The 21096-nt window shown below is 62.6% G+C and carries 19 protein-coding genes; 7 read left to right on the top strand and 12 right to left on the bottom strand.

What is annotated here, in order from left to right; all coding sequences use genetic code 11:
* Positions 1 to 136: 136 nt before the first annotated feature.
* The 11 genes from PQR40_RS12695 to PQR40_RS12645 all read right to left on the bottom strand — a co-directional run bounded on the left by PQR40_RS12695 (position 137) and on the right by PQR40_RS12645 (position 12493).
* A complete protein-coding gene (locus PQR40_RS12695) occupies positions 137 to 1369 on the bottom strand; it encodes an NlpC/P60 family protein (protein WP_408222888.1) in 1233 nt (410 codons plus the stop codon).
* A gap of 205 nt (positions 1370 to 1574) precedes the next feature.
* Positions 1575 to 3449, bottom strand: coding sequence for a PhoH family protein (locus PQR40_RS12690; protein ID WP_408222890.1), 1875 nt, complete (start codon positions 3447 to 3449; stop codon positions 1575 to 1577).
* A 347-nt stretch (positions 3450 to 3796) separates the two neighbouring features.
* Positions 3797 to 4258 (bottom strand): peroxiredoxin, encoded by a 462-nt coding sequence (locus PQR40_RS12685; protein ID WP_408222892.1) that lies wholly within the window; start codon positions 4256 to 4258, stop codon positions 3797 to 3799.
* A 155-nt stretch (positions 4259 to 4413) separates the two neighbouring features.
* Positions 4414 to 5307 (bottom strand): polysaccharide deacetylase family protein, encoded by an 894-nt coding sequence (locus PQR40_RS12680; protein WP_408509090.1) that lies wholly within the window; start codon positions 5305 to 5307, stop codon positions 4414 to 4416.
* 10 nt (positions 5308 to 5317) lie between these two features.
* Complete coding sequence (locus tag PQR40_RS12675; protein ID WP_408222896.1) at positions 5318 to 6364, bottom strand: bifunctional UDP-4-keto-pentose/UDP-xylose synthase; 1047 nt, start codon at positions 6362 to 6364, stop codon at positions 5318 to 5320.
* A complete protein-coding gene (locus tag PQR40_RS12670; protein WP_408335634.1) occupies positions 6361 to 7296 on the bottom strand; it encodes a formyltransferase in 936 nt (311 codons plus the stop codon). The genes PQR40_RS12675 and PQR40_RS12670 overlap by 4 nt, the downstream gene beginning before the upstream one ends.
* Positions 7293 to 8336, bottom strand: coding sequence for a glycosyltransferase (locus tag PQR40_RS12665; RefSeq protein ID WP_408222900.1), 1044 nt, complete (start codon positions 8334 to 8336; stop codon positions 7293 to 7295). Before PQR40_RS12665 ends, PQR40_RS12670 begins: the two co-directional genes overlap by 4 nt.
* 6 nt (positions 8337 to 8342) lie before the next feature.
* On the bottom strand, positions 8343 to 9494 hold the full coding sequence (locus tag PQR40_RS12660; RefSeq protein WP_408335631.1) for a DegT/DnrJ/EryC1/StrS family aminotransferase: 1152 nt from the start codon (positions 9492 to 9494) through the stop codon (positions 8343 to 8345).
* A 257-nt stretch (positions 9495 to 9751) separates the two neighbouring features.
* Positions 9752 to 10123, bottom strand: a complete 372-nt coding sequence (locus tag PQR40_RS12655) for a DMT family transporter (protein ID WP_408222904.1) — start codon at positions 10121 to 10123, stop codon at positions 9752 to 9754.
* A gap of 25 nt (positions 10124 to 10148) precedes the next feature.
* The gene (locus PQR40_RS12650; RefSeq protein WP_408222906.1) at positions 10149 to 11891 is read right to left on the bottom strand and encodes a glycosyltransferase family 39 protein; all 1743 of its coding nucleotides are present in this window, start codon (positions 11889 to 11891) and stop codon (positions 10149 to 10151) included.
* Between the two features lie 227 nt (positions 11892 to 12118).
* Positions 12119 to 12493: an Mth938-like domain-containing protein gene (locus PQR40_RS12645; RefSeq protein ID WP_408222908.1), complete on the bottom strand. Its 375-nt coding sequence runs from the start codon at positions 12491 to 12493 to the stop codon at positions 12119 to 12121.
* Positions 12494 to 13034: 541 nt separating this feature from the next.
* Between PQR40_RS12645 and PQR40_RS12640 the strand changes: the two genes are divergently transcribed.
* The 6 genes from PQR40_RS12640 (at position 13035) to moaE (ending at position 19753) form a co-directional block, all read left to right on the top strand.
* Positions 13035 to 14282, top strand: a complete 1248-nt coding sequence (locus PQR40_RS12640) for a pyridoxal phosphate-dependent aminotransferase (RefSeq protein ID WP_408223259.1) — start codon at positions 13035 to 13037, stop codon at positions 14280 to 14282.
* A gap of 76 nt (positions 14283 to 14358) precedes the next feature.
* Positions 14359 to 15690, top strand: coding sequence for a homoserine dehydrogenase (locus PQR40_RS12635; protein WP_408222910.1), 1332 nt, complete (start codon positions 14359 to 14361; stop codon positions 15688 to 15690).
* Positions 15691 to 15697: 7 nt separating this feature from the next.
* On the top strand, positions 15698 to 17149 hold the full coding sequence (gene thrC / locus PQR40_RS12630; protein WP_408335625.1) for a threonine synthase: 1452 nt from the start codon (positions 15698 to 15700) through the stop codon (positions 17147 to 17149).
* A gap of 543 nt (positions 17150 to 17692) precedes the next feature.
* Positions 17693 to 18925 (top strand): molybdopterin molybdotransferase MoeA, encoded by a 1233-nt coding sequence (locus PQR40_RS12625; protein ID WP_408509098.1) that lies wholly within the window; start codon positions 17693 to 17695, stop codon positions 18923 to 18925.
* 26 nt (positions 18926 to 18951) lie between these two features.
* The gene (moaD, locus tag PQR40_RS12620; protein WP_325045999.1) at positions 18952 to 19209 is read left to right on the top strand and encodes a molybdopterin converting factor subunit 1; all 258 of its coding nucleotides are present in this window, start codon (positions 18952 to 18954) and stop codon (positions 19207 to 19209) included.
* Positions 19210 to 19276: 67 nt separating this feature from the next.
* The gene (moaE, locus tag PQR40_RS12615) at positions 19277 to 19753 is read left to right on the top strand and encodes a molybdopterin synthase catalytic subunit MoaE (protein WP_408222915.1); all 477 of its coding nucleotides are present in this window, start codon (positions 19277 to 19279) and stop codon (positions 19751 to 19753) included.
* Here the strand turns inward: moaE and PQR40_RS12610 are convergent.
* Positions 19750 to 20244: a group III truncated hemoglobin gene (locus PQR40_RS12610; protein ID WP_408335622.1), complete on the bottom strand. Its 495-nt coding sequence runs from the start codon at positions 20242 to 20244 to the stop codon at positions 19750 to 19752. The two genes, moaE and PQR40_RS12610, sit on opposite strands and share 4 nt — an antisense overlap.
* Positions 20245 to 20547: 303 nt before the next feature.
* Between PQR40_RS12610 and PQR40_RS12605 the strand changes: the two genes are divergently transcribed.
* Positions 20548 to 21045 (top strand): Rrf2 family transcriptional regulator, encoded by a 498-nt coding sequence (locus PQR40_RS12605; protein WP_408335620.1) that lies wholly within the window; start codon positions 20548 to 20550, stop codon positions 21043 to 21045.
* The last annotated feature ends 51 nt before the right edge of the window (positions 21046 to 21096 follow it).

Genomic DNA, 21096 nt, shown 5'->3' with positions numbered 1-21096 from the left:
GACTGGCTCGTGGAGCGGAGTGTGGGCGCGGCCCTGTGACTAACCGGGGTGGCGGGGCCGAAGGTACCGAATCACGGGCTGCCGGTGCCTGGTTATGGTCACGGCCATGGCAGGCCACCGCCCAAGCGCCGTACCGTTAAAAATTGCCGTTGGCGAAGCGTGCGATCGGGTCGTCGGTAGTTTGGGTGGGGGCAGGGATGCCACGCGACGCGGTCGAGGCGCGCATGATCTGCACGCCGCCGTTCCCGTCGGCTTGCTGAGCCTGGCGCGCGGCGACTGAAGCCGATGGAGGCGGTTCGAATGCGTCGGCCGCGGCATCGATCGGATCAGGCGCGCGGGTAGCCGTTGGCGGCCCAGCGCGCCCAGCCGCTGTCTGCTGATTCGCAGCGCCCGCGGCAGCGTCGTACGTACTTGCTTGAGCGGCCTGGACGGGCACCGGAGATACCGCGCCCGCCGCGCGCGCCTGTATTTGCGCGGCGCTCATACCGGGCGGCGGCGGTTCGAACGGATCAGCTTGTGGCGTCGGCGTCGCAGCCGTGGCGACCGTAGGCTGGACAGTTGCCGTTAACGGCGCACGGGTGGTCGCCGCGATGCGAGCCGTTTGCTGCGCAGCCACCGGGTTCTCGGCATAGTTTGACGCTTGCGGCGCAACGGAGGCGGCCGCATAACCTGGAGGACGCGTCGCGACAGCGTTCGCCGCGTAGCCCGCCGATTGCGCGGCCACTGCGGCGCCGGCATAGGTCGGCGCTGTCTGTGCCACCGGCGCCACGCGCTCGGGCTGAGGCGCCGCAGCCTGGTAGCTCGGTGTATCGAACGGTGCGGGTGTCACAGCCGGCGCTGCCACACGACGTATGCCGTCGAAACGCTTGGCCCAATAGGGATTGGTCAGATAGTCGAGCCGCACGGTGCCGCCCGTCGACGGTGCGTTGACGAAGCGCAGCTTGCCTACATAGATGCCGACGTGCGAATGCGCTCGCCCGGTCGTATTGAAGAAAATCAGGTCGCCCGGCGCGATTTCATCCGGTTCGATCGATTCGCCGCGGCCGCTCATATCCGCAGTCGTCCGTGGCAGATTCACGGACGCCGCCCGCGACACCACATAGCGAACCAATCCGCTGCAATCGAAGCCGCTATCGGGCGTATTGCCACCCCAGCGGTATGGAATGCCAACCAGACTCATCGCCTGGATTGAGATTTCCTCGCGGCCGATACTGTGATCCACAAAGTTCGGGAAGCCAGGCGGCGGCGCGTGATAAGCGCCGTTCGTGACCACGACCGATGAACCCGGCCCGCGCGACGTCTTTTGCGGCGCGCCGGCGCAAGCGGCGAGCAGCACAACGGTCAGCAGCGAAAGGGCGAATCGGCGCATGAAGACGAAGGGAGCGGTAAACGCTCGTTTAATGGCGGACGATTTCGGGATGGTAGCCCGTCGAACCTGGCTCAAGCAAGAATTCTTGATAAATTACTTGAAGTTCGTGCGCTAAGTGTTGCCCATCGGAAACGCGTACCCAATAAAAAAGCCGCGTCCGGGGTAACCCGGGCGCGGCTTCCAGCTGAAGCTAAAGCATTGAAACTTAAAGGATCTCCGACGCGTAATCCGCGAGACGCGAACGCTCGCCGCGCGCTAGCGTGACATGCCCGCTGTGCGCCCAGCCCTTGAAGCGGTCGACCACGTACGTCAGACCCGAACTGCCTTCCGTCAGGTAAGGCGTATCGATCTGCGCAATATTGCCCAGACAGATGATCTTCGTGCCCGGACCGGCGCGCGTGACCAGTGTCTTCATCTGCTTCGGCGTCAGGTTTTGCGCCTCGTCGATGATCAGATACTTGTCCACGAACGTACGGCCGCGCATGAAGTTCATGCTCTTGACCTTCAGGCGCGAGCGGATCAGTTCCTGAGTCGCAGCGCGGCCCCATTCGCCGGCGGCGTCGTCGGTTTTCTGCAGGACTTCGAGGTTGTCGTCGAATGCACCCATCCACGGCTGCATTTTTTCTTCTTCCGTACCTGGCAGGAAGCCGATGTCTTCACCCACCGGCACCGTTGCGCGCGTCACGATGATCTCGTTGTAGCGCTTGTCGTCGAGCACCTGGGCGAGGCCAGCCGCGAGCGCAACCAGTGTCTTGCCGGTACCGGCCTGACCCAGCAGCGTGACGAAATCGATATCCGGATTCATCAGCAGGTTCAGCGCGAAGTTCTGCTCGCGATTGCGCGCCGTGATGCCCCACACGTTGTTCTTGTGGTGGCCGTAGTCGCGCAAGGTTTGCAGCAGCGCTGTCTTGCCGTTCAGTTCGCGCACGAGCGCGTGGAACGCCGGCTCGCCATTCTGCGGCTCCAGATAGACGAACTCGTTGACCAGCATCGAGGCGCACAGCGGACCCGTCACTCGGTAATACGTGGTGCCGGTTTTGGTGTCCTGCCAGCTCTCCATGCCCTTCGCGTGCCGGGTCCAGAAGTCCTGCGGCAGCGCGCGGATGCCGGAATACAGCAAATCGCTGTCTTCGAGCACCTGGTCGTTGAAGTAGTCTTCCGCGGGCAGGCCGAGCGCATGCGCCTTGATGCGCATGTTGATGTCTTTCGACACCAGCACGACCTGGCGATCCATGCGGTCGCGCTGCAACGCACGCACCACGCCGAGAATCTGGTTGTCGGCCTTGCCTTCCGGAAGACCTTCCACCGGCTCGATGGCGTTGAGCTTGGTCTGGAAGTACAGGCGTCCGGACGCCTCACGGCTGCCGAGACGCGCAAGCGAAATGCCGTCCGAGATGTTGCCGGCGTTCGCCACCAACGCGTCCAGCGTGCGGCTCACCTGCCGCGCGTTGCGCGCGACTTCGGACATGCCCTTCTTGTGGTTGTCGAGTTCTTCCAACGTCATCATTGGTAGATAGACGTCGTGTTCCTCGAAACGGAACAGGCAGCTTGGATCGTGCATCAGCACGTTCGTGTCGAGCACGAAGAGCTTCTGCATTTCGAGCGGGTCTGTGGCTGCGCCGCGCTTCTTGCTGGTGCCGCGCGTGCTGGGTGCTACGGCTGCGGGCGTGCTTGCGGCCGGATCTTTCGCGCTGGGCGCGCGTGCGACGACCGGCTGCGATTTAGCGGCAGGTGTAGCTTGAGCCGCCGGTTCGGCCTGCGGACGGGCAGCCGGAACCGGTTGCAGCAATGCTGCGGTCTGCTTCGATTTGCGCCGGGACGCCGGTGCAGCTTGCTCGGCGGATAGAGACGCATCAGCGGAAGCCGACGACGCCGGCACGGGTCGCAAAGTGGTCGCGGCATTGGCGGCGTGGGCCATCGGCGTGGCGACGTTCGCACGGCCGTAATCGGTCGACTCTGCGGATTCCCCTTCGACTGCCTGTTTCTTCGCGGCGGAGCGCGCCGGCGTGGCGGCTTTGGCCTTGTATTCGTCAGGCGGCAGGAGATTGCCGAGCTTGCTGGGGGGGGTAGGCAAAGGCATGGTTTCCCTCGAATTAATCGGGTCACATTTCGTGCGCCGCCTGTCGCATTCTGCCGGTGCCAGTGGGTGCGCACGCAGTTTGCGCCCGGAGGCGCGCATTCGGTCTAGAGATGCCGGTTCGCCTGGTCTTCGATCGGCTCCTTAACGGAAGCACGTGGCCGAGTGAACGAACGGCCGCGCGCAATTAAAAAAGCCGCCGCCCCGGCGTACGGGACAAGCGGCTCGCCTTCGGTCATCGCGTTGCGCCTCACGACTTCGACGGAACCGACAAAACGGCCGTCAAGTCTGGCGCAGCGACGAAAAGTGTGGGGTGGACAGGCACTCATTGGAACCCAATATAACGCGCCTCAAAGCGCTTGTACAGCCTCCAGAATGTCATCGACATGCCCAGGCACTTTCACGCCGCGCCACTCCTGGCGCAGCACGCCTTCGGCGTCGATCAGGAACGTGGAGCGTTCGATCCCACGCACTTCTTTGCCATACATTTTCTTCAATTTCATGACGCCGAAGAGCGTACACAAGGTTTCTTCCGGGTCCGAGATCAGCGGAAACGGCAGTTCGAGCTTTGCCTTGAAATTGTCATGAGAGCGCAGGCTGTCGCGCGACACGCCGAGAATTTCCGCTCCGGCTTTCCTGAACTTCGGATACAGATCGCGGAATTGCAGACCTTCGGTCGTGCAGCCCGGCGTGTTGTCCTTCGGATAGAAATACAGCACCACCTTCTTGCCCCGCAGCTTGGAGAGCGTGATCTCGCCACCGGTAGCGGGGGCGGTAAAGTCGGGGATGGGTTGGTCGACTGCGATGGACACGTGGTTCTCCGGTTGTTATGGCCGACGTCATAGCTTGCACTTGCAGTTGCTGGGGCGTCGGCCTGGCATCGAGGCTTTTGGGGGGAGGTCGACCAGCCACGCGGTGTACGTTCTCGCGATGGCCGGATCGTCAGGGCCGGCTATAGCTTGGCCAGTCAGGGCTGGACAATCAATTCGCCGGAGCGGCCTGGAATTTCGCCCCACGTAACAGGGTACGATGGCAGCGTGCTGCGGTCCAGCGTGGCGTAGTAATCACCCATGGTCGCGAAGGTGTGGCCTTGCGCGCGCCAGCCCTCCAGCAGCTGTTCGAAAATCGGCGCGAGCTTTTGCCCTTCGAGTTCCGCGTGCAGCGTGAACACCTGATCGTGCGGATTGTTTTCGGTGTGCTTCAACATCCACGCGGCGACGCTGTGCTCGTCGACACCATCTACGCCCAGCACTTCGTCGAGTGTGGGCAGCGTGGTGGGCATCTGCACGTGCGACAGTTGCCTGCCACCAACTACCGGCAGATACGGCGAGTGGCCGCGGCCGTCGGACGCGTAGTGCATGCCCCACGCGTCGATCTGCTCAAACGCATGCCCGTTCATCTGCCAGCCTGCCGCGCCGTGCGTGACGGGTGGCGCGCCGAAGATCGCGACGAAGCGGTTGAAGCTCTTCTGCATCTGCTTCTCGGTCCACTCGCGGTCTTGCGAACGCACGTTGTCCTGCCAGTAAACGTGGTCCCACGTGTGGATGCCACATTCGAAACCAGCTTCGTGAATCGCGCGCATTTCCGCGGCGGTCTTCACGCCGATGTCTGGCCCGGGCAGCAGCACGCCGTACATCAATTGCTTGATGCCGTAATGCTCGACCACCGACGTGCGCGACACTTTCTTCAGAAAGCCGGGCCGCAATACGCGGCGCATCGCCCAACCGGTGTGGTCGGGCCCGAGGCTGAAGAGGAAAGTGGCGCGCGCCTTGAAGCGGTCGAAGATGCGCGCGAGATTCGGCACGCCTTCGCGGGTGCCGCGCAGCGTGTCGACGTCGATCTTCAGGACGATACGAGCCAAGGATCAGGCCTTATTGTTGTTCGACGAGGGCGCGAGCTTCGGCGACGTGGCCGCGATACGCTTCGAAAATCTTGCGCAGCGCTTCGTCGAAGGTCGACTTCGGCGCCCAGCCGAGTTCCTGCATCGTGTTGTCGATCTTCGGCACACGGTTCTGCACGTCCTGGTAGCCCGCACCGTAGTACGCGCCCGAGGAGGTTTCGACCAGTTGCACCTTCTTCGCGAGGTCGGCGTATTCCGGGAATTCGGCGGCCAGCGTCAGCATCTTGTGCGCGAGTTCGCGCACGGAGAAGTTGTTGGTCGGGTTGCCGATGTTGTAGATCTTGCCCGTGGCGATGCCGTCCTTGTTCGCGATGATTTTCATCAGTGCGCCGATGCCGTCGTCGATATCCGTGAACGCGCGCTTTTGCGCGCCGCCGTCCACCAAACTGATGTTCTCGCCGCGCACGATATGGCCGAGGAACTGCGTGACTACGCGCGAGCTGCCTTCCTTCGGCGTGTAGATCGAATCGAGGCCGGGGCCGATCCAGTTGAACGGACGGAACAGCGTGAAGTTCAGGCCTTCCATGCCGTAACCCCAGATCACGCGGTCCATCAACTGCTTCGAGCACGCGTAGATCCAGCGCGGCTTGTTGATCGGGCCGTACGACAGTTGCGACTCTTCCGGATCGAACTGTTCGTCGGTGCACATGCCGTAGACCTCGGAGGTCGACGGGAATACGAGGTGTTTGCCGTACTTGACGGCCGAACGCACGATCGGCAGGTTCGCCTCGAAGTCGAGTTCGAATACGCGCAGCGGCTGCTTTACGTAGGTGGCGGGCGTGGCGATCGCGACCAGCGGCAGGATCACATCGCATTTCTTGATGTGATATTCGACCCACTCCTTGTTGATCGTGATGTCGCCTTCAAAGAAGTGCATCCGCTCATGATTGATGAGGTCGCCGAGACGTTCGGTCTGCATGTCCATCCCGAAGACTTCCCAATCGGTCGTTTCGAGAATGCGTTTGGACAGGTGATGGCCGATGAAGCCGTTCACACCCAGAATCAGGACTTTTTTCATGAATGACGGGGAGTTTGGAGGAGCTGGGCGAATTCGGCCGGGGTGACAACGGTTTCGTTGCCGTCATGCTGGTGCCGCAATTCGTGGATGGCGATCGCGCGGCCGTCGCCGCATATCGCTAAAACGGCATTATCGCTTACGTGCAGGCCCGGCGGCAAATCCGAGCGAAGTGCGCCAGGCGCAGCCAGGCGCGCACGGGCGACGATGAAACGGTGACCTTCGATATCGGTGAAAGCGCCGGGATACGGTGGCGCGACCGCGCGGATCAGGTTGTAGACCTGCTGTGCGGGTTGCGTCCAGTCGATCCGGCCGTCTTCCGGCTTGCGTCCGCCGTAGTAGCTGCCGTGCGACAGATCGTTCGGCAGATGCGGCGCTTCGCCTGCAAGCAGAGCGGGGAGCACGCGCCACAGGGTTTGCTCGGCGGCTACCGTAACCTTGTCGAATACTTGCGCGGCGGTGTCGTCGGGCAGGATTGGCACCGGCGTTTGCGCGATGATCGCGCCCGCGTCGGGCCTGGCGGCCATTTCGTGCAGCGTGGCGCCGGTTTCGGTTTCGCCGTGGATCACCGCCCAGTTGGTCGGCACGCGGCCACGGTACTTCGGCAGAAGCGAGCCGTGCATGTTGTAAGCGCCCCGTGCGGCGAGTGCCAGCAGGTCGACCGGCAACATGTGGCGGTAGTAGAACGAGAAGATGAAGTCCGGCCGCGCGGCGCTCACCGCGGCACGCAGTTCCGGGCTTTTCGGATCGGCCGGCGTGAGCACCGGAATACCGTGCTCGGCCGCAACCGAGGCGACGCTGCCGAACCAGATGTTTTCGGTCGGGCTGTCCTCGTGCGTGACGACCAGCGCTACCTCGACGCCGCGCGCGAGCAGCACCTGCAGGCAGCGCACGCCGACGTTGTGATACGCGAATACGACGGCGCGCGGCTTCATGGGTTGGGGTCCTGATCGGCGAGCGGCGCGGCTTGCACGGCCTGCACGACCGCCTGGCGCGGCGCTTCGGTCACGGTGGTGCCGTCGCGCTGTTCGAGAATCGTCTGCACCAGATAACGCGGACGCGCACGCACCTGCTGATAGATCCGGCCGATGTATTCACCCAGCAGGCCCAACGCGAAGATGATCACGCCGAGCAGGAAGAAGGTGATAGCGAACAGCGTGAACACACCTTGCACTTCCGCGCCGATGATGAAGCGGCGGATCAGCAGCAGCACGAACAGCGCCGCGGAACCGAGCGACAGGATCACGCCGATGAACGACAGCCATTGCAGCGGCACGACCGAGAAGCCGGTGACCAGGTCGAAGTTCAAACGGATCAGGCTGTAAAGCGAGTACTTCGATTCGCCGGCAAAGCGCTCTTCATGCGCGACTTCGATCTCGACCGGATTCTGCGCGAAGGTGTACGCAAGCGCGGGAATGAAGGTGTTGATCTCGCCACAACGGTTGATCGTGTCGATGATGTGGCGGCTATACGCGCGCAGCATGCAGCCCTGGTCGGTCATCTTGATGCGCGTGATGCGCTCGCGCAGGCGGTTCATCGCGCGCGACGCCTTGCGGCGCCACAAGCTGTCCTGGCGTTGCAGACGAATCGTGCCGACATAGTCGTAGCCTTCGCGCATCTTGTTGACCAGCTTGCCGATTTCTTCCGGCGGATTCTGCAGGTCGGCGTCGAGCGTGATGACGATCTCGCCGCGCGATTGTTCGAAGCCCGCGAGAATCGCCATGTGCTGGCCGTAGTTGCCGTTCAGCAGGATCACGCGGGTCGTGTCGGGCCGCGCGCGGAACTGGTCGGCGAGCAGAGCGGGGGATTTGTCGCGGCTGCCGTCGTTGATGAAGATCACTTCATAGCCGGTGCCGAGCGCGTCGAGCGCCGGGTAGAGGCGCGCGAACAGCGCGGCCAGCCCGGCTTCCTCGTTGTACACCGGAATGATGATCGACACTTCCGGTGCGACGGCGCGATGTTCCGAATAAATCATTTCCGCTTATTTTCCGTATTGTTCGCAAATTTCATTGACCGCGCGGCAGACCCGCTCCACGTCGTCTTCGTTCATCAGCGTGAACAGCGGCAGGGTGACCGTGCTGGCGCCGTAACGCTCCGCGTGCGGGAACATGCCTTCCTTGAAGCCGCGTGCGCGGTACAGTGAAAACAGATGAATCGCAGGATAGTGCACGCCCGAACCGATGCCACGTTCTTTCAGCGCACCCATGAAGCCGGCACGGTCGACCGACAGCTTGTCGAGCGGCAGCGTGATCAGGAACATGTGCCAGTTGCTGTTCTCAAAATCGGCCAGCGGCAGGCCGATGCCCAGTTTGGCCGCCGCGCCGCCTTCGAAGCCCGCGAAGTACGCGCGCGCCAGTTTCTTGCGCTGCGCAATGAAGCGTTCGAGATGCGGCATCTGGCCAAGGCCGACGCGCGCGGCAACGTCCGTCAGGTTGTACTTGCCGCCGAGCAGATCGCAGTCCATGCCGTCGAAGCCCGTGCGGGTGATGCCCTGCAGACGGTACTTCTGCGCGAGGATGGCTTCTTCCTCGTTGTTCAGCACCAGTGCGCCGCCTTCGATCGAAGTCAGATTCTTGTTCGCATGGAAGCTGAACGAGACGATGTCGCCGAGCTTGCCGATGCGCTCGCCTTTCCACGTCGAACCGAAGGCTTGCGCGGCGTCTTCGATCACGCGCAGTTTGTGGGCGCGGGCGATTTCATACAACCGGTCCATGTCCACCGGCAAGCCCGACAGAAAAACCGGAATGATCGCCTTGGTGCGCGGCGTGATGGCCTTTTCCAGCAGATCCAGATCGATGTTGCGGGTAACCGGATCAATGTCGACGAACACCGGCGTCGCGCCGACTTCGTAGATCACATTGCTGGTCGAGACCCACGAGGCGGGCGTGGTGATGACTTCGTCGCCTTCGCCCACACCGGCGATGCGCAGCCCGATTTCGAGCGTCGCGGTGCCGGAATTGAACGTGCGCACCGGGCGGCCGCCGCAGAACTCGGACAGTGCCGCTTCGAATTTCTGGTTCTGCGGGCCGGTGGTGATCCAGCCGGAACGGAGCACGTCGACGACGCCCTGGATCGTTTCTTCATCGATCTCGGGTTTGACAAACGGCAAAAACGGGACTGTTGACTGGCTCATGAATGCTTCGCTCGATTGAAAGGGGCGCAACCCGAAGGGCGCGAAGTAAAGCACAAACTACGCGCAAACCCAAGGTTACGACTAAAAAAGGGCGCAACCGCCAAGCTTACCGCGGCCAACCTTACGTTTTGCTTAGCCGGCGACGGTGCCCGGCTTACCGCATCTTTTGCTGCCGGCATTTTCGCAGCGCTTGCACCCGCGCCGGCAATAAACGGTAATAAATCGTGCCCGGCACATTGTGGCCGGGGACATGGCGCCTAGCTGCGCGCCAGGACGACGACGCCGATCAGGATGACGCCGATCCCAATCAGCTTCTGTACGGACATCACTTCGCCGAATAGATACCACGCCGCGAACGCGTTGACGACGTATCCGAGCGACAACATCGGATAGGCGATCGATACGTCCACCCGAGAGAGTCCGATCACCCACACGCCCACGCTGATCACATAGCAGGCCAGCCCGCCGATGATCGGCGGCTGGGTTGCGAGACGAAAGGCGATGGGCAGGATGTTCGCACGGGTGAATTCGAAGTGTCCAACGGCATTCGTTCCGGCTTTGAGCAGCAACTGCGCGCCGGCGTTCAGCGTGACGCCCGCGAGGATACAAAAGAGGGAAATCGGGTTCATCGAACGGTCAGTTCCTGAGATGGGGTCATTGTTGTGTTTTTTCTACTGGCGCGGGGGCCGGTGCGCTCTGCGCCGCCGCGTCGGAGGCGGGCACGGGTTTCATCACGACGACCCGGCGTGGGTCGCGTGCGACCACCTGCATCGGCAGCCCCTCTTTGAGCAGCCTGTCATAAGTTGCCGGCGGGATCAGCGCGAGCGCATAGCGGTCGGCCTTCCAGCGCTCGATCCACGCGTCGACCGACGGCACCCATTTCTGCGGTTCGACAGACACGCCGAACGCCAGCTCGTCAGGATGTTCGACCATGATCATCGTGTGGTCGACGTAGAACGGCAATGTGTGGTCGAGCACGCCGACCGAGTAGAACGGCGTATCGGCCGGCAACTTTGCGATCTCGGCCTTGATGGCGGGCGCGAGCGGCGCGCCGGAGCTCAGGCGGCCGAACACGTCGTGACCGGTGCCGGCAATCGTGCCGAGCAGCAGCCATGCCGCACCAAAGCTTGCGATGGCGCCAAGGGTGCCGGCGCGGCTGCGGCGGTTCAGCCACAGCGCAGTCAGCGTCAGTACGAAAGCGACGCCGAGTGCCGCGAGCACCCATGTGCGGTATTCGACATACAGCTCGGTCGGGTTGCGTGCGTCGCCGAAACGCGACATGAACAGCGCGGCAAACGCGGCCACGACGAGAAACAGCGCGTAGCCGGCCAGATGGCGGCGCAATTGTTCGCGCGTGACGAGCGGCAGGTACATGCCGATCAGGAGCGCGATGGGCGGCGCGATCGGCAGGGTGTAGGAGAGCAGCTTCGAGTGCGACGCGCTGAAGAACAGGAAGATGAACGCGCTCCACACCAGCATCAGCGTGACCGGCGCAAAGCCGTTCGGCTGGCGCGGCAGGCGCCACGCGTGGCGCACGCTCTGGAAGGCCACGGACAACCAGGGCAGGAAGCCGACCAGCAGCACTGGCACGAAGTAATAGAACGGCCCCGGGCGGTTCTGTTCAGGCGTCAGATAGCGCTTGAACTGCTGAACGATGAAGAAGAAGTTCAGGAATTCCGGATTGCGCTGCTGTACCAGCACGAACCATGGTGTGACGATCGCGAAGAAGACGATCAGGCCGCCGATCAGATGCAGACGCTTCCACACCGCCCAGTCGCGTGCGACCAAGGTATACAGCACCAGCACAGCGCCTGGCAGGATCAGGCCGACGAGGCCCTTGGAGAGCACCGCCATCGCCATTGCGCCCCAGCACACCCACATCCATGCCCGCACGTTAGCTGCGGCCAGGTTGGGGCGCTGGGCAAGCAGCAGCGCGCAGAGCGTCAGCTCCATCCAGAACGACAGGCCCATGTCGAGCGTGTTGAAGTGGCCCATCAGGTTCCAGTAGGGCGACGTGGCCAGCACGATCGCCGCGAATACGCCGGTCGCCGCATTGAACACGCGCGCGCCGGTAAAGCCAATCAGCAGCACGCCGGCAAAGCCGGTCAGCGCGGTGTAGAGCCGCGCCTGCCATTCGCCGATACCGAACCACGCGAACGTGAGCGCGTTCGCCCAGGTTTGCAGCGGTGGCTTTTCGAAATACTTGTAGCCGTTATAGCGCGGCGTGATCCAGTCGCCGGTGACGAACATCTCGCGCGCCATTTCGGCGTAGCGGCCTTCGTCGCTCGGCAGCAGGTGGCGCCAGCCGAGTGGCACGAACCAGATCAGGGCAAGGGCCAGCACCAGCAGCAGGATCGTGGTGCGATTGAGCGGTAGCCTTGTCGGCGTATCGTTCATGGATTTCAACCTTTTTGGCGCCGCCGCGTGGGCGGCGAGGCGGTGTTATTTGGAAAGGGCGAACGCCGGCGAGGCGCCGATGGCGCGCAGTGTACGTTATCGGCCTTGACGCGGCCATGGGTGGGGCCGCTCCGGTGGCCACGGATCCCATGGATGCCGTGCCGTGCGCGGCGGCCTGCGCCTCCACGCCCGCTAAACGCCAGCTTCGCGGCGCTCGCGCGGCGTCACTACGCTTCGATCAGCAACGCGGCCGCGACCTTGCGGCCCTCGGCCATCAGAATGTTGTAGGTGCGGCAGGCGGCCTTGAAGTCCATCGTTTCGACGCCGATGCGTTTGGCGGTGAGCGCGGCGGTCAGGCGCGGATGCGGGAAGCGCAGCCGTTCACCACTGCCGAACACGACGACTTCGGGCGCGGCGTCCACCAGCATGGCGAAGTGCTCGGCGCTCAGGTCGTCGAAAGAAGAGACGGGCCACGCGATGACGGGTGCTTCCGGCAGCACGAGAATGCTGCCCGAATGGCGCACCAGATTGATTTCGACATAGTCGGCGCCGTAGCCGGTGACGGTGTTGAGGGCGCCGCTGGAATCCTGATGTAATTTCAAATTCGTTTTCCGAAGTCGTCGTGAGACATCATGCGTGTTGGCGGCCTGACCGGGCAGAACGGAAGCAGGGCGGTTTGACGCGAGTTGGACACGCGAGTAGCACAGCGAGTGACACAGAAGCGGCCGAAAAGGCTTACCGTTGCGGTTGGTGCATTGCGGAAGTCGGCCAAAATCCGCTAAATTATAACTTTTTAGCCGCCTTGCGGCGCCCCTCGCTCAAGTGCCGCCTCACGTGCTGTCATAAGCCGCACTGAGGGCGTGGGCGCGGCCCACCGGCTACCTGCCTTGGTTTTGCTCGCTTTTCGTCTGTTTCTCGACTGTTTTTGCCCGCTTTTGGCCTGCTTTTGCCTGTTCGGCTGCTGCACCGGCGCAATCCGCCGGCCGCGCGCCTGAGAGCCCTGAAAGCCGGCCCAACCCGTGTCTGGCGGCCCGATCTGTGTCTGGCAGTCGTGCCGCGTCATAATTCCCCGTATCGGTGGACTTGTCCGGGCCGGCGTATTTTCGCCCCCGCTTGTTTGCCCAAGCCCAACAACAGGATGAAGTGCCCGCCGTGAAACCGATTCTCAAATCCAACAAGTTGTTGAATGTCTGCTACGACATTCGCGGGCCCGTCCTCGAACATGCCAAGCGGCTCGAAGAAGAGGGCCACCGCATCATCAAGCTGAACATCGGCAATCTCGCGCCGTTCGGCTTCGAAGCGCCGGATGAAATCATCCAGGACATGATCCTGAATCTGCCGGGCTCGTCCGGTTACTCGGATTCCAAGGGGGTGTTCGCCGCGCGCAAGGCGATCATGCACTACACGCAGCAAAAGGGCGTGCATGGCGTCGAACTGGACGACATCTACATCGGCAATGGCGCCTCCGAGCTGATCGTGATGGCGCTGCAGGGCCTGCTGAACGACGGCGACGAGGTACTGCTGCCCGCGCCGGACTATCCGCTGTGGACCGCCGGCGTAAGCCTGTCGGGTGGCACGCCGGTGCACTACATGTGCGACGAATCGAACCGCTGGATGCCTGATCTGGACGACATCCGCGCGAAAATCACGCCGAATACGCGCGCGCTCGTCGTCATCAATCCGAACAACCCCACCGGTGCGCTGTACTCGGATGAACTGCTGCTCGGCCTGATCGAGATCGCCCGCCAGCACGGCCTCGTCATCTTCGCCGACGAGGTCTACGACAAGATCGTCTACGACGGCAAGAAGCACACGTCGATGGCCGCGCTCTCCGAAGACGTGCTCACTGTCACGTTCAACAGCCTGTCGAAGAGCTACCGTTCGTGTGGTTACCGCGCCGGCTGGATGTTCATTTCGGGCCTGACCGGCGAGAACCGCCGCAACGGCAAAGACTACTTCGAAGGGCTCGGCATTCTGGCCTCGATGCGCCTGTGCCCGAACGTGCCCGGCCAGTACGCGATCCAGACCGCGCTCGGCGGTTATCAAAGCATCAACGACCTGATCCTGCCGAGCGGGCGCCTGTACAAACAGCGTGAACTCGCGTATGACATGCTGACGGCCATCCCCGGCGTGAGTTGCGTGAAGCCCGAGGCGGCGCTGTACATGTTCCCGCGCCTCGATCCGAAGATTTATCCGATCCAGGACGATCAGCAGTTCATCCTCGACCTTCTGCTGGAAGAGCGCGTACTACTGGTTCAAGGCACCGGTTTCAACTGGAAGACGCCGGATCACTTCCGCGTCGTGTTCCTCCCGAACGTGGATGACCTCGCAGATTCGATCAACCGGATCGCGCGCTTCCTCGACGGTTACCGCAAACGCCACACGGCTTGAGATGGACGGCGCGCCTCGCGCGCGCCGCTGCCTGCCCCAGTTTCCTTTTAATCACTTACTCGAAAACACACGCTGCATGGAACCGATCAAAGTTGGACTGCTGGGCTTCGGCACGGTAGGCAGCGGCACCTTCACGGTACTGCGCCGCAATCAGGAAGAAATCAAACGCCGCGCGGGCCGTGGCATCGAGATCGCGCGCATTGCCGTGCGCAATCCCGCCAAGGCGACCGCGGCGCTCGGCAGTGAAGCCGGCACGGTGGCGCTGACCGATGACTTCAATGCGGTGGTCGACGATCCGTCGATCGATATCGTGGCGGAAATGATCGGCGGCACGGGCGTGGCACGCGAGCTCGTCCTGCGCGCGATCAAAAACCGCAAGCATGTGGTCACGGCCAACAAGGCACTGCTCGCGGTGCACGGCACGGAGATTTTCGAAGCGGCGCGCGCCAACGGCGTGATGGTGTCGTTCGAAGCGGCCGTGGCGGGCGGCATTCCGATCATCAAGGCATTGCGCGAAGGGCTGACGGCCAATCGCATCCAGTACATCGCCGGCATCATCAACGGCACGACGAACTACATCCTCTCGGAAATGCGCGACCGTGGGCTCGATTTCGCGACCGCATTGAAAGCCGCGCAGGAACTGGGTTACGCCGAAGCCGATCCGACCTTCGACATTGAAGGCGTCGACGCCGCGCACAAGGCGACGATCATGAGCGCAATCGCGTTCGGCGTGCCGGTGCAATTCGACAAGGCGTACGTGGAAGGCATCAGCAAGCTGGCTGCGATCGACATCAAATACGCCGAAGAACTCGGCTATCGCATCAAGCTGCTCGGCATTGCGCGCCGCACGGACAAGGGCATTGAACTGCGCGTGCATCCCACGCTGATTCCCGAGAAACGACTGCTTGCGAACGTGGAAGGCGCGATGAACGCGGTCGTCGTGCACGGCGACGCAGTTGGTTCGACGCTGTACTACGGCAAGGGCGCGGGCGCGGAGCCGACGGCTTCCGCCGTGATCGCCGATCTGGTCGACGTGACGCGTCTGCATACGGCCGATCCGGAGCATCGCGTGCCGCATCTGGCGTTCCAGCCGGACAGCCTGTCGAGCACGCCGATCCTGCCGATCGACGAAGTGACGAGCGGCTACTACCTGCGTTTGCGCGTGGCGGACGTGACGGGCGTGCTGGCCGACATCACGCGCATTCTGGCGGATAGGGGCATCTCGATCGATGCACTGCTGCAGAAGGAATCGGAGCAGGTCGACGCGAACGGCAAGGGCGAAACCGACATCATCCTGATTACGCACGAAACGGTTGAAAAGAACGTCAACGCGGCGATCACTACGATCGAAGCGCTGAAGACCGTTGTCTCGCAAGTCACGAAGCTGCGCATGGAAGCGCTGAACTAGGCCGAATATGAACTACCTCTCTACACGCGGCGCCGGAGCCGGCGAGCGCCATACGTTTTCCGACATTCTGCTGGGCGGTCTCGCGAAAGATGGCGGCCTGTACCTGCCGGCCGAATATCCGCGCGTCACGGCTGACGAACTGACGCGCTGGCGCACGCTGCCGTACGCGGACCTCGCCTTCGAGATCCTGTCGAAATTCAGCGACGACATCCCCACCGAAGACCTGCGCGCACTGACGCGCAAGACCTACACGGCCGGGACTTACTGCCACGTGCGCGACAACGAAAGCGCCGCGCAGATCACGCCGTTGAAGACGCTGGGTATCGAGAACGGCGCGCCGCTGTCATTGCTGGAACTGTCGAACGGTCCGACGCTTGCGTTCAAGGACATGGCGATGCAGTTGATCGGCAACCTGTTCGAATATGCGTTGGCCCAGCACGGCGAGACGCTGAACATTCTGGGCGCAACGTCGGGCGACACCGGCAGCGCCGCGGAATACGCAATGCGCGGCAAGAAGGGCATCAGCGTGTTCATGCTCTCGCCGCACAAGAAGATGAGCGCGTTCCAGACTGCGCAGATGTACAGCCTGCAGGACCCGAATATTTTCAACATCGCGATTGAGGGCGTGTTCGACGATGCCCAGGACATCGTGAAGGCGGTCTCGAACGACCATGCGTTCAAGGCGAAGTACAAGATCGGCACGGTCAACTCGATCAACTGGGCGCGTGTTGTTGCGCAGGTCGTGTACTACTTCAAGGGCTACTTCGCGGCGACGAAGTCGAATGACGAGCGCGTGTCGTTCACGGTACCGTCGGGCAATTTCGGCAATGTGTGCGCGGGTCACATCGCGCGCATGATGGGTTTGCCGATCGAGAAGCTGGTAGTCGCCACGAACGAAAACGACGTGTTGGACGAGTTCTTCCGCACGGGTATTTACCGTGTGCGCAAGGCGGCCGAGACGTACCACACCAGCAGCCCGAGCATGGACATTTCGAAGGCCTCGAACTTCGAGCGTTTCGTGTTCGACCTGCTAGGCCGCGACCCGGCGCGCGTGCTGCAACTATTCCGCGACGTCGAAGAAAAGGGCGGTTTCGACCTGGCCGCGAGCGGCGATTTTGCGCGCGTACAGGAGTTCGGTTTCGTGTCGGGTCGCAGCAGCCACGAGGACCGTGTGGAAGCGATCCGAGACGTTTTCGAGCGTTACGACACGATGATCGACACGCACACGGCTGACGGCCTGAAGGTGGCACGCGAGCATTTGCAGGCGGGCATCCCGATGATCGTGCTGGAGACCGCGCAACCGATCAAGTTCGGCGAAACGATCCGTGAAGCGCTGCTGCGCGAACCAGAGCGTCCGGCCGCATTTTCGGGTCTGGAGTCGCTGCCGCAGCGATTCGAAGTACTGCCGGCGGACGTCCAGCGCGTGAAGGACTTCATCGTCGCAAACACGAGCGAGTAACACCGTAAGTACGAGCGCGACAGAGTTGCGCCCGTGCGACGGATGAGGCGCAACAGAGCAATTGGTTTCAAGAAGTACCGCGACGGCGCGCGCAGCGCCGCCGGAAATATGACTGCCTTGTCACCAGCGCCGAGTGTGCGAGGGCCCGGATTCCAGATGCACCACCACCGTGGCTGCGCGAGGGACCCACTTAAGAGTTAGCGGTGTGAGCCGCTTTCTCTTGCTCACTTCTCTTTGCGGCGGCAAAGAGAAGTGAGTGCCGCCCCGCACAGGGGCAACGCTGATAAACCAATAAGAATTCAAGAAAAGGCCAATACCGCAGGCGCACAGAGACCAAGCGCCGCGCAGGCAAACAAATCAAGCAAAGCCCAACCCCGCACGCACACAGAAAAAAACCCGCCAAAAGGCAAAATCCCCGGCCAAAGACAAAAATCCCACCATAACCCCAAGCCGCCACCGGCCGCCCGCTCCGACCGCTACAATATTCCTTTAAACCCGCGTCTTCGAGACCCGACGATGTCCACCCCAACGCCCCGCGCTCCGATGCTCTCCACTGCCGAAGCGTTGGCGACCCTGCTCAGCGCAGCGAGCCCGATCACCGGCACGGAATCGATCCCCACGCTAGACGCGCTCAACCGCGTGCTATCGGCAGCCGTCATTTCGCCGCTCGACGTCCCCCCAATGAACACCAGTTCAATGGACGGCTACGCGATCCGAACCGCGGACCTGGCAGCGAAGGGCAACCGCCGCTTGCCGGTCTCCCAACGCATTCCAGCCGGTCACGCGCCCGAGCCGTTAAAGCCAGGTACGGCCGCCCGCATCTTCACGGGCGCTACAGTGCCGCCGGGCGCCGACGCCATCGTGATGCAGGAGCAAACCGAAGCGGCCGGCAACGAAGTCACAATCCTCCACAGCCCGGCACCTGGCGAATGGATCACGGCCCAAGGCGCGGACATCCGCAGCGGCTCGATCATTCTTCCGGCGGGCACGCGCCTGACGCCGCAAGCATTGGGGCTCGCCGCCTCGGTCGGCTGCGCTGAACTCCAGGTGTACCGTCGCGTAAAAGTCGCCGTGTTCTTCACCGGCGACGAACTGACCATGCCTGGCGAGCCGCTGAAACCTGGTGCGATCTACAATTCCAACCGTTTCACGCTGCGCGGGCTACTGGAAAAACTAGGCTGCGACGTCACCGACTACGGCATCGTCCCCGATAAACTCGACGCCACCCGCGCGACGCTGCGAGAAGCCGCGCAGGCGCACGATCTGATTCTCACCTGCGGCGGTGTGTCGGTAGGCGAGGAAGATCACGTCAAGCCGGCAGTCGAGGCCGAAGGGCGCCTGTCGATGTGGCAGATCGCGATGAAACCCGGCAAGCCGCTCGCGTTCGGCGCGGTGCGCCGTGCGGCGCACCAGGCAGATGCGGCTGCGTCAGCCGAAACCTTCTTCATCGGCCTGCCAGGCAATCCGGTCTCCAGTTTCGCGACCTTTTTGCTGTTCGTTCGGCCGTTCGTCCTGCTTCTGGCCGGCATGCAGACGGTGACGCCGCGCGCGCTGTCGCTGCGCGCCGATTTCACGCAGAACAAGGCCGACCGTCGCAATGAATTTCTGCGTGCGCGCATCAATGCGGCCGGCGGCCTCGATCTGTTTCCGAATCAGAGCTCGGCCGTGCTGACATCGACCGTATGGGGCGACGGCCTGATCGACAATCCGCCGAACCACGCGATCAGCGTCGGCGAAACCGTGCGTTTCATTCCCTTTTCCGAATTGCTGAACTGAGGCCGGCAACAGCCGGCGGTTTCCCGATGAAGATTCAACTCCGATATTTTGCAAGCGTGCGCGAAGCGCTCGAAACCGCCGACGAATCGGTCGATCTGCCCGACGGTATTGCGACCGTCGGCGACGTGCGCGCCTGGTTGCGCGTACGCGGTGGCATCTGGGCCGACACCCTCGCCGAAGGCCGCGCGCTGCGCATGGCCTGCAATCACGTCATGACCGATGCCGGTACGCGCATCACCGAAGGTTGCGAAGTCGCGTTCTTTCCGCCGGTCACCGGCGGCTGAGCCGCGACGGATCGCCGCCTAACCACGCTAACCCGCCAAGCCTCGCTAAGCCGCACAGGAGCCAGCAATGCCCGTTCGCGTCCAGACGGAAGATTTCGACCTCACAGCCGAGGTCGCCGCGTTGCGCGCGCGTAATCCGAAGATCGGCGCAGTGGCCTGTTTTGTCGGCACCGTGCGCGATCTGAACGACGGCAACACGGTCGAAACAATGGAGCTCGAACACTATCCGGGCATGACGGAGAAGTCGCTGGAAGCGATCGTCGTGAGCGCGCGCGAGCGTTGGCCGGGGATCGAGGTGCTGATCGTGCATCGGGTCGGCAAGCTTTATCCGCTCGACCAGATCGTGCTGGTGGCAACCACCGCCGCACATCGGGGCGACGCCTTCGCGTCGTGCGAGTTCGTAATGGACTATCTGAAAACCCAGGCGCCGTTCTGGAAGAAAGAGAAGACTGAAGAAGGCGAGCGCTGGGTCGATGCCCGTGTCACTGACGACGCTGCGCTGGCGCGGTGGGGTGTCGAATCGGGAAATCGGGCTGAGGATTAGCGCGCGTGCTCGCGCCGTGAATCATCATCGTCGCGCGGACGCTTCGGCGCGACGCGCTCCAGCAACGCCTGCTGTTCGGCCGGAATCTTGTAGTCCCAGCCGAAGCGGCTCAACTGCAAACTCTGCGCAATACGCAGCGCCGGTTCCATGAAGCGCACCGCAGCAGCCGGCTCATAGCGCGACTCCACCGTATCCAGAAACAGGTACAGCCAGCGGCTGAAATGCTGCGGCTCGACGCCCTCGAGCGGCTGATGCGCCAGTTGCACATTGCCGCGGTATTGCTTTGCGCCCAGCACGAGACTGCCCCAAAACATGCACATTTTGGGCAGGTGGTCGTCCCAACGGCCCGCCAGCGTCGCGTCGAACACGGGGCCAAGCAATGGATCCGCCCTCACACGGTCGTAGAAGCTGTAGACGAGCTCGCGAATATTCGCCTCAGTAGGCTCGGCGGCGCGCTCGACAATCGGCGCGGCAGGGAAAGATGGATTCATGCAGATTCCAGATAATGCGGTTATTCATTGTGAATCGCCACACGGCGCCACAGACCGTCAGGAATGACCTCGAACTGCCCTCAAACGAAAGGAAGTAGGCCGCAAATACCCCGCTTTTCGCATAAATGGCCTATGCGGGAAACGTTACCATTACTGCCGAAAGACAAACACCGACTGTCAGCGCAGAATAATAAAATATGCGTGTCGTCTGCATCTTATGGCGAAGCGACGGCCCCCGGCAACCCTTGCATCGACGCGGTTATCCCCCGGATCGCGGCTTGCGCTCATGTGGCACCTGCACTTATGAGACTGACCGACTATACGGATTACTCACTACGCGTCCTGCTATACCTCGCTGTCCGTGGCGAAGGCCTGGCGACCATTCAGGACATCTCGGACGCGTACGGCATATCCAAGAACCATTTGATGAAGGTGGTGCAGCAACTCGGCGAACTCGGCTGGGTCGAGACTGTGCGCGGCCGTAACGGCGGCCTGCGGCTCGCGGAACAAACCAGCGCGCTGACCGTGGGCGAGATCGTGCGGGCCACGGAAAGCGACTTTGCTCTGGTCGGGTGCTTCCCGGACCAGCAAGGTGAGCGCCGGGCCTGTGTCATTACACCGCACTGCCGTCTGCGCGGCGCGATCGAGGCGGCACGCAACGCGTTCCTCGCCGAACTCGACCGCCATACGATCGGCGAGGTTGCAGAGCCGCACGGCCCGCTGGCCGCGCTGCTGGGTTTAAGCACCGTCATCCCGATTGTGCCGGTCGCGCCTGCTGGCGGCGCTGTACCGCTTTCCTGAGCCGGCCGGCAAGTTCTCGCGCGTCAAATGTTAAATAGTTGCTGCTGATTG

This window comes from Paraburkholderia sediminicola, assembly GCF_046026855.1.
Classification (GTDB): Bacteria; Pseudomonadota; Gammaproteobacteria; order Burkholderiales; family Burkholderiaceae; genus Paraburkholderia; species Paraburkholderia sediminicola_A.
Note: the sequence above shows the minus strand (reverse complement) of the source record. Positions and strands in the feature narration are given on the sequence as shown.

Excerpts from the sequence above, each read along its gene's own strand:
- PQR40_RS12695 (WP_408222888.1), bottom strand. The coding sequence starts at position 1,369 with ATGCGCCGATTCGCCCTTTCGCTGCTGACCGTTGTGCTGCTCGCCGCT.
- PQR40_RS12690 (WP_408222890.1), bottom strand. The coding sequence starts at position 3,449 with ATGCCTTTGCCTACCCCCCCCAGCAAGCTCGGCAATCTCCTGCCGCCT.
- PQR40_RS12675 (WP_408222896.1), bottom strand. The coding sequence starts at position 6,364 with ATGAAAAAAGTCCTGATTCTGGGTGTGAACGGCTTCATCGGCCATCAC.
- PQR40_RS12670 (WP_408335634.1), bottom strand. The coding sequence starts at position 7,296 with ATGAAGCCGCGCGCCGTCGTATTCGCGTATCACAACGTCGGCGTGCGC.
- PQR40_RS12665 (WP_408222900.1), bottom strand. The coding sequence starts at position 8,336 with ATGATTTATTCGGAACATCGCGCCGTCGCACCGGAAGTGTCGATCATC.
- PQR40_RS12660 (WP_408335631.1), bottom strand. The coding sequence starts at position 9,494 with ATGAGCCAGTCAACAGTCCCGTTTTTGCCGTTTGTCAAACCCGAGATC.
- PQR40_RS12655 (WP_408222904.1), bottom strand. The coding sequence starts at position 10,123 with ATGAACCCGATTTCCCTCTTTTGTATCCTCGCGGGCGTCACGCTGAAC.
- PQR40_RS12650 (WP_408222906.1), bottom strand. The coding sequence starts at position 11,891 with ATGAACGATACGCCGACAAGGCTACCGCTCAATCGCACCACGATCCTG.
- PQR40_RS12635 (WP_408222910.1), top strand. The coding sequence starts at position 14,359 with ATGGAACCGATCAAAGTTGGACTGCTGGGCTTCGGCACGGTAGGCAGC.
- thrC (WP_408335625.1), top strand. The coding sequence starts at position 15,698 with ATGAACTACCTCTCTACACGCGGCGCCGGAGCCGGCGAGCGCCATACG.
- PQR40_RS12625 (WP_408509098.1), top strand. The coding sequence starts at position 17,693 with ATGCTCTCCACTGCCGAAGCGTTGGCGACCCTGCTCAGCGCAGCGAGC.
- moaD (WP_325045999.1), top strand. The coding sequence starts at position 18,952 with ATGAAGATTCAACTCCGATATTTTGCAAGCGTGCGCGAAGCGCTCGAA.
- moaE (WP_408222915.1), top strand. The coding sequence starts at position 19,277 with ATGCCCGTTCGCGTCCAGACGGAAGATTTCGACCTCACAGCCGAGGTC.
- PQR40_RS12610 (WP_408335622.1), bottom strand. The coding sequence starts at position 20,244 with ATGAATCCATCTTTCCCTGCCGCGCCGATTGTCGAGCGCGCCGCCGAG.
- PQR40_RS12605 (WP_408335620.1), top strand. The coding sequence starts at position 20,548 with ATGAGACTGACCGACTATACGGATTACTCACTACGCGTCCTGCTATAC.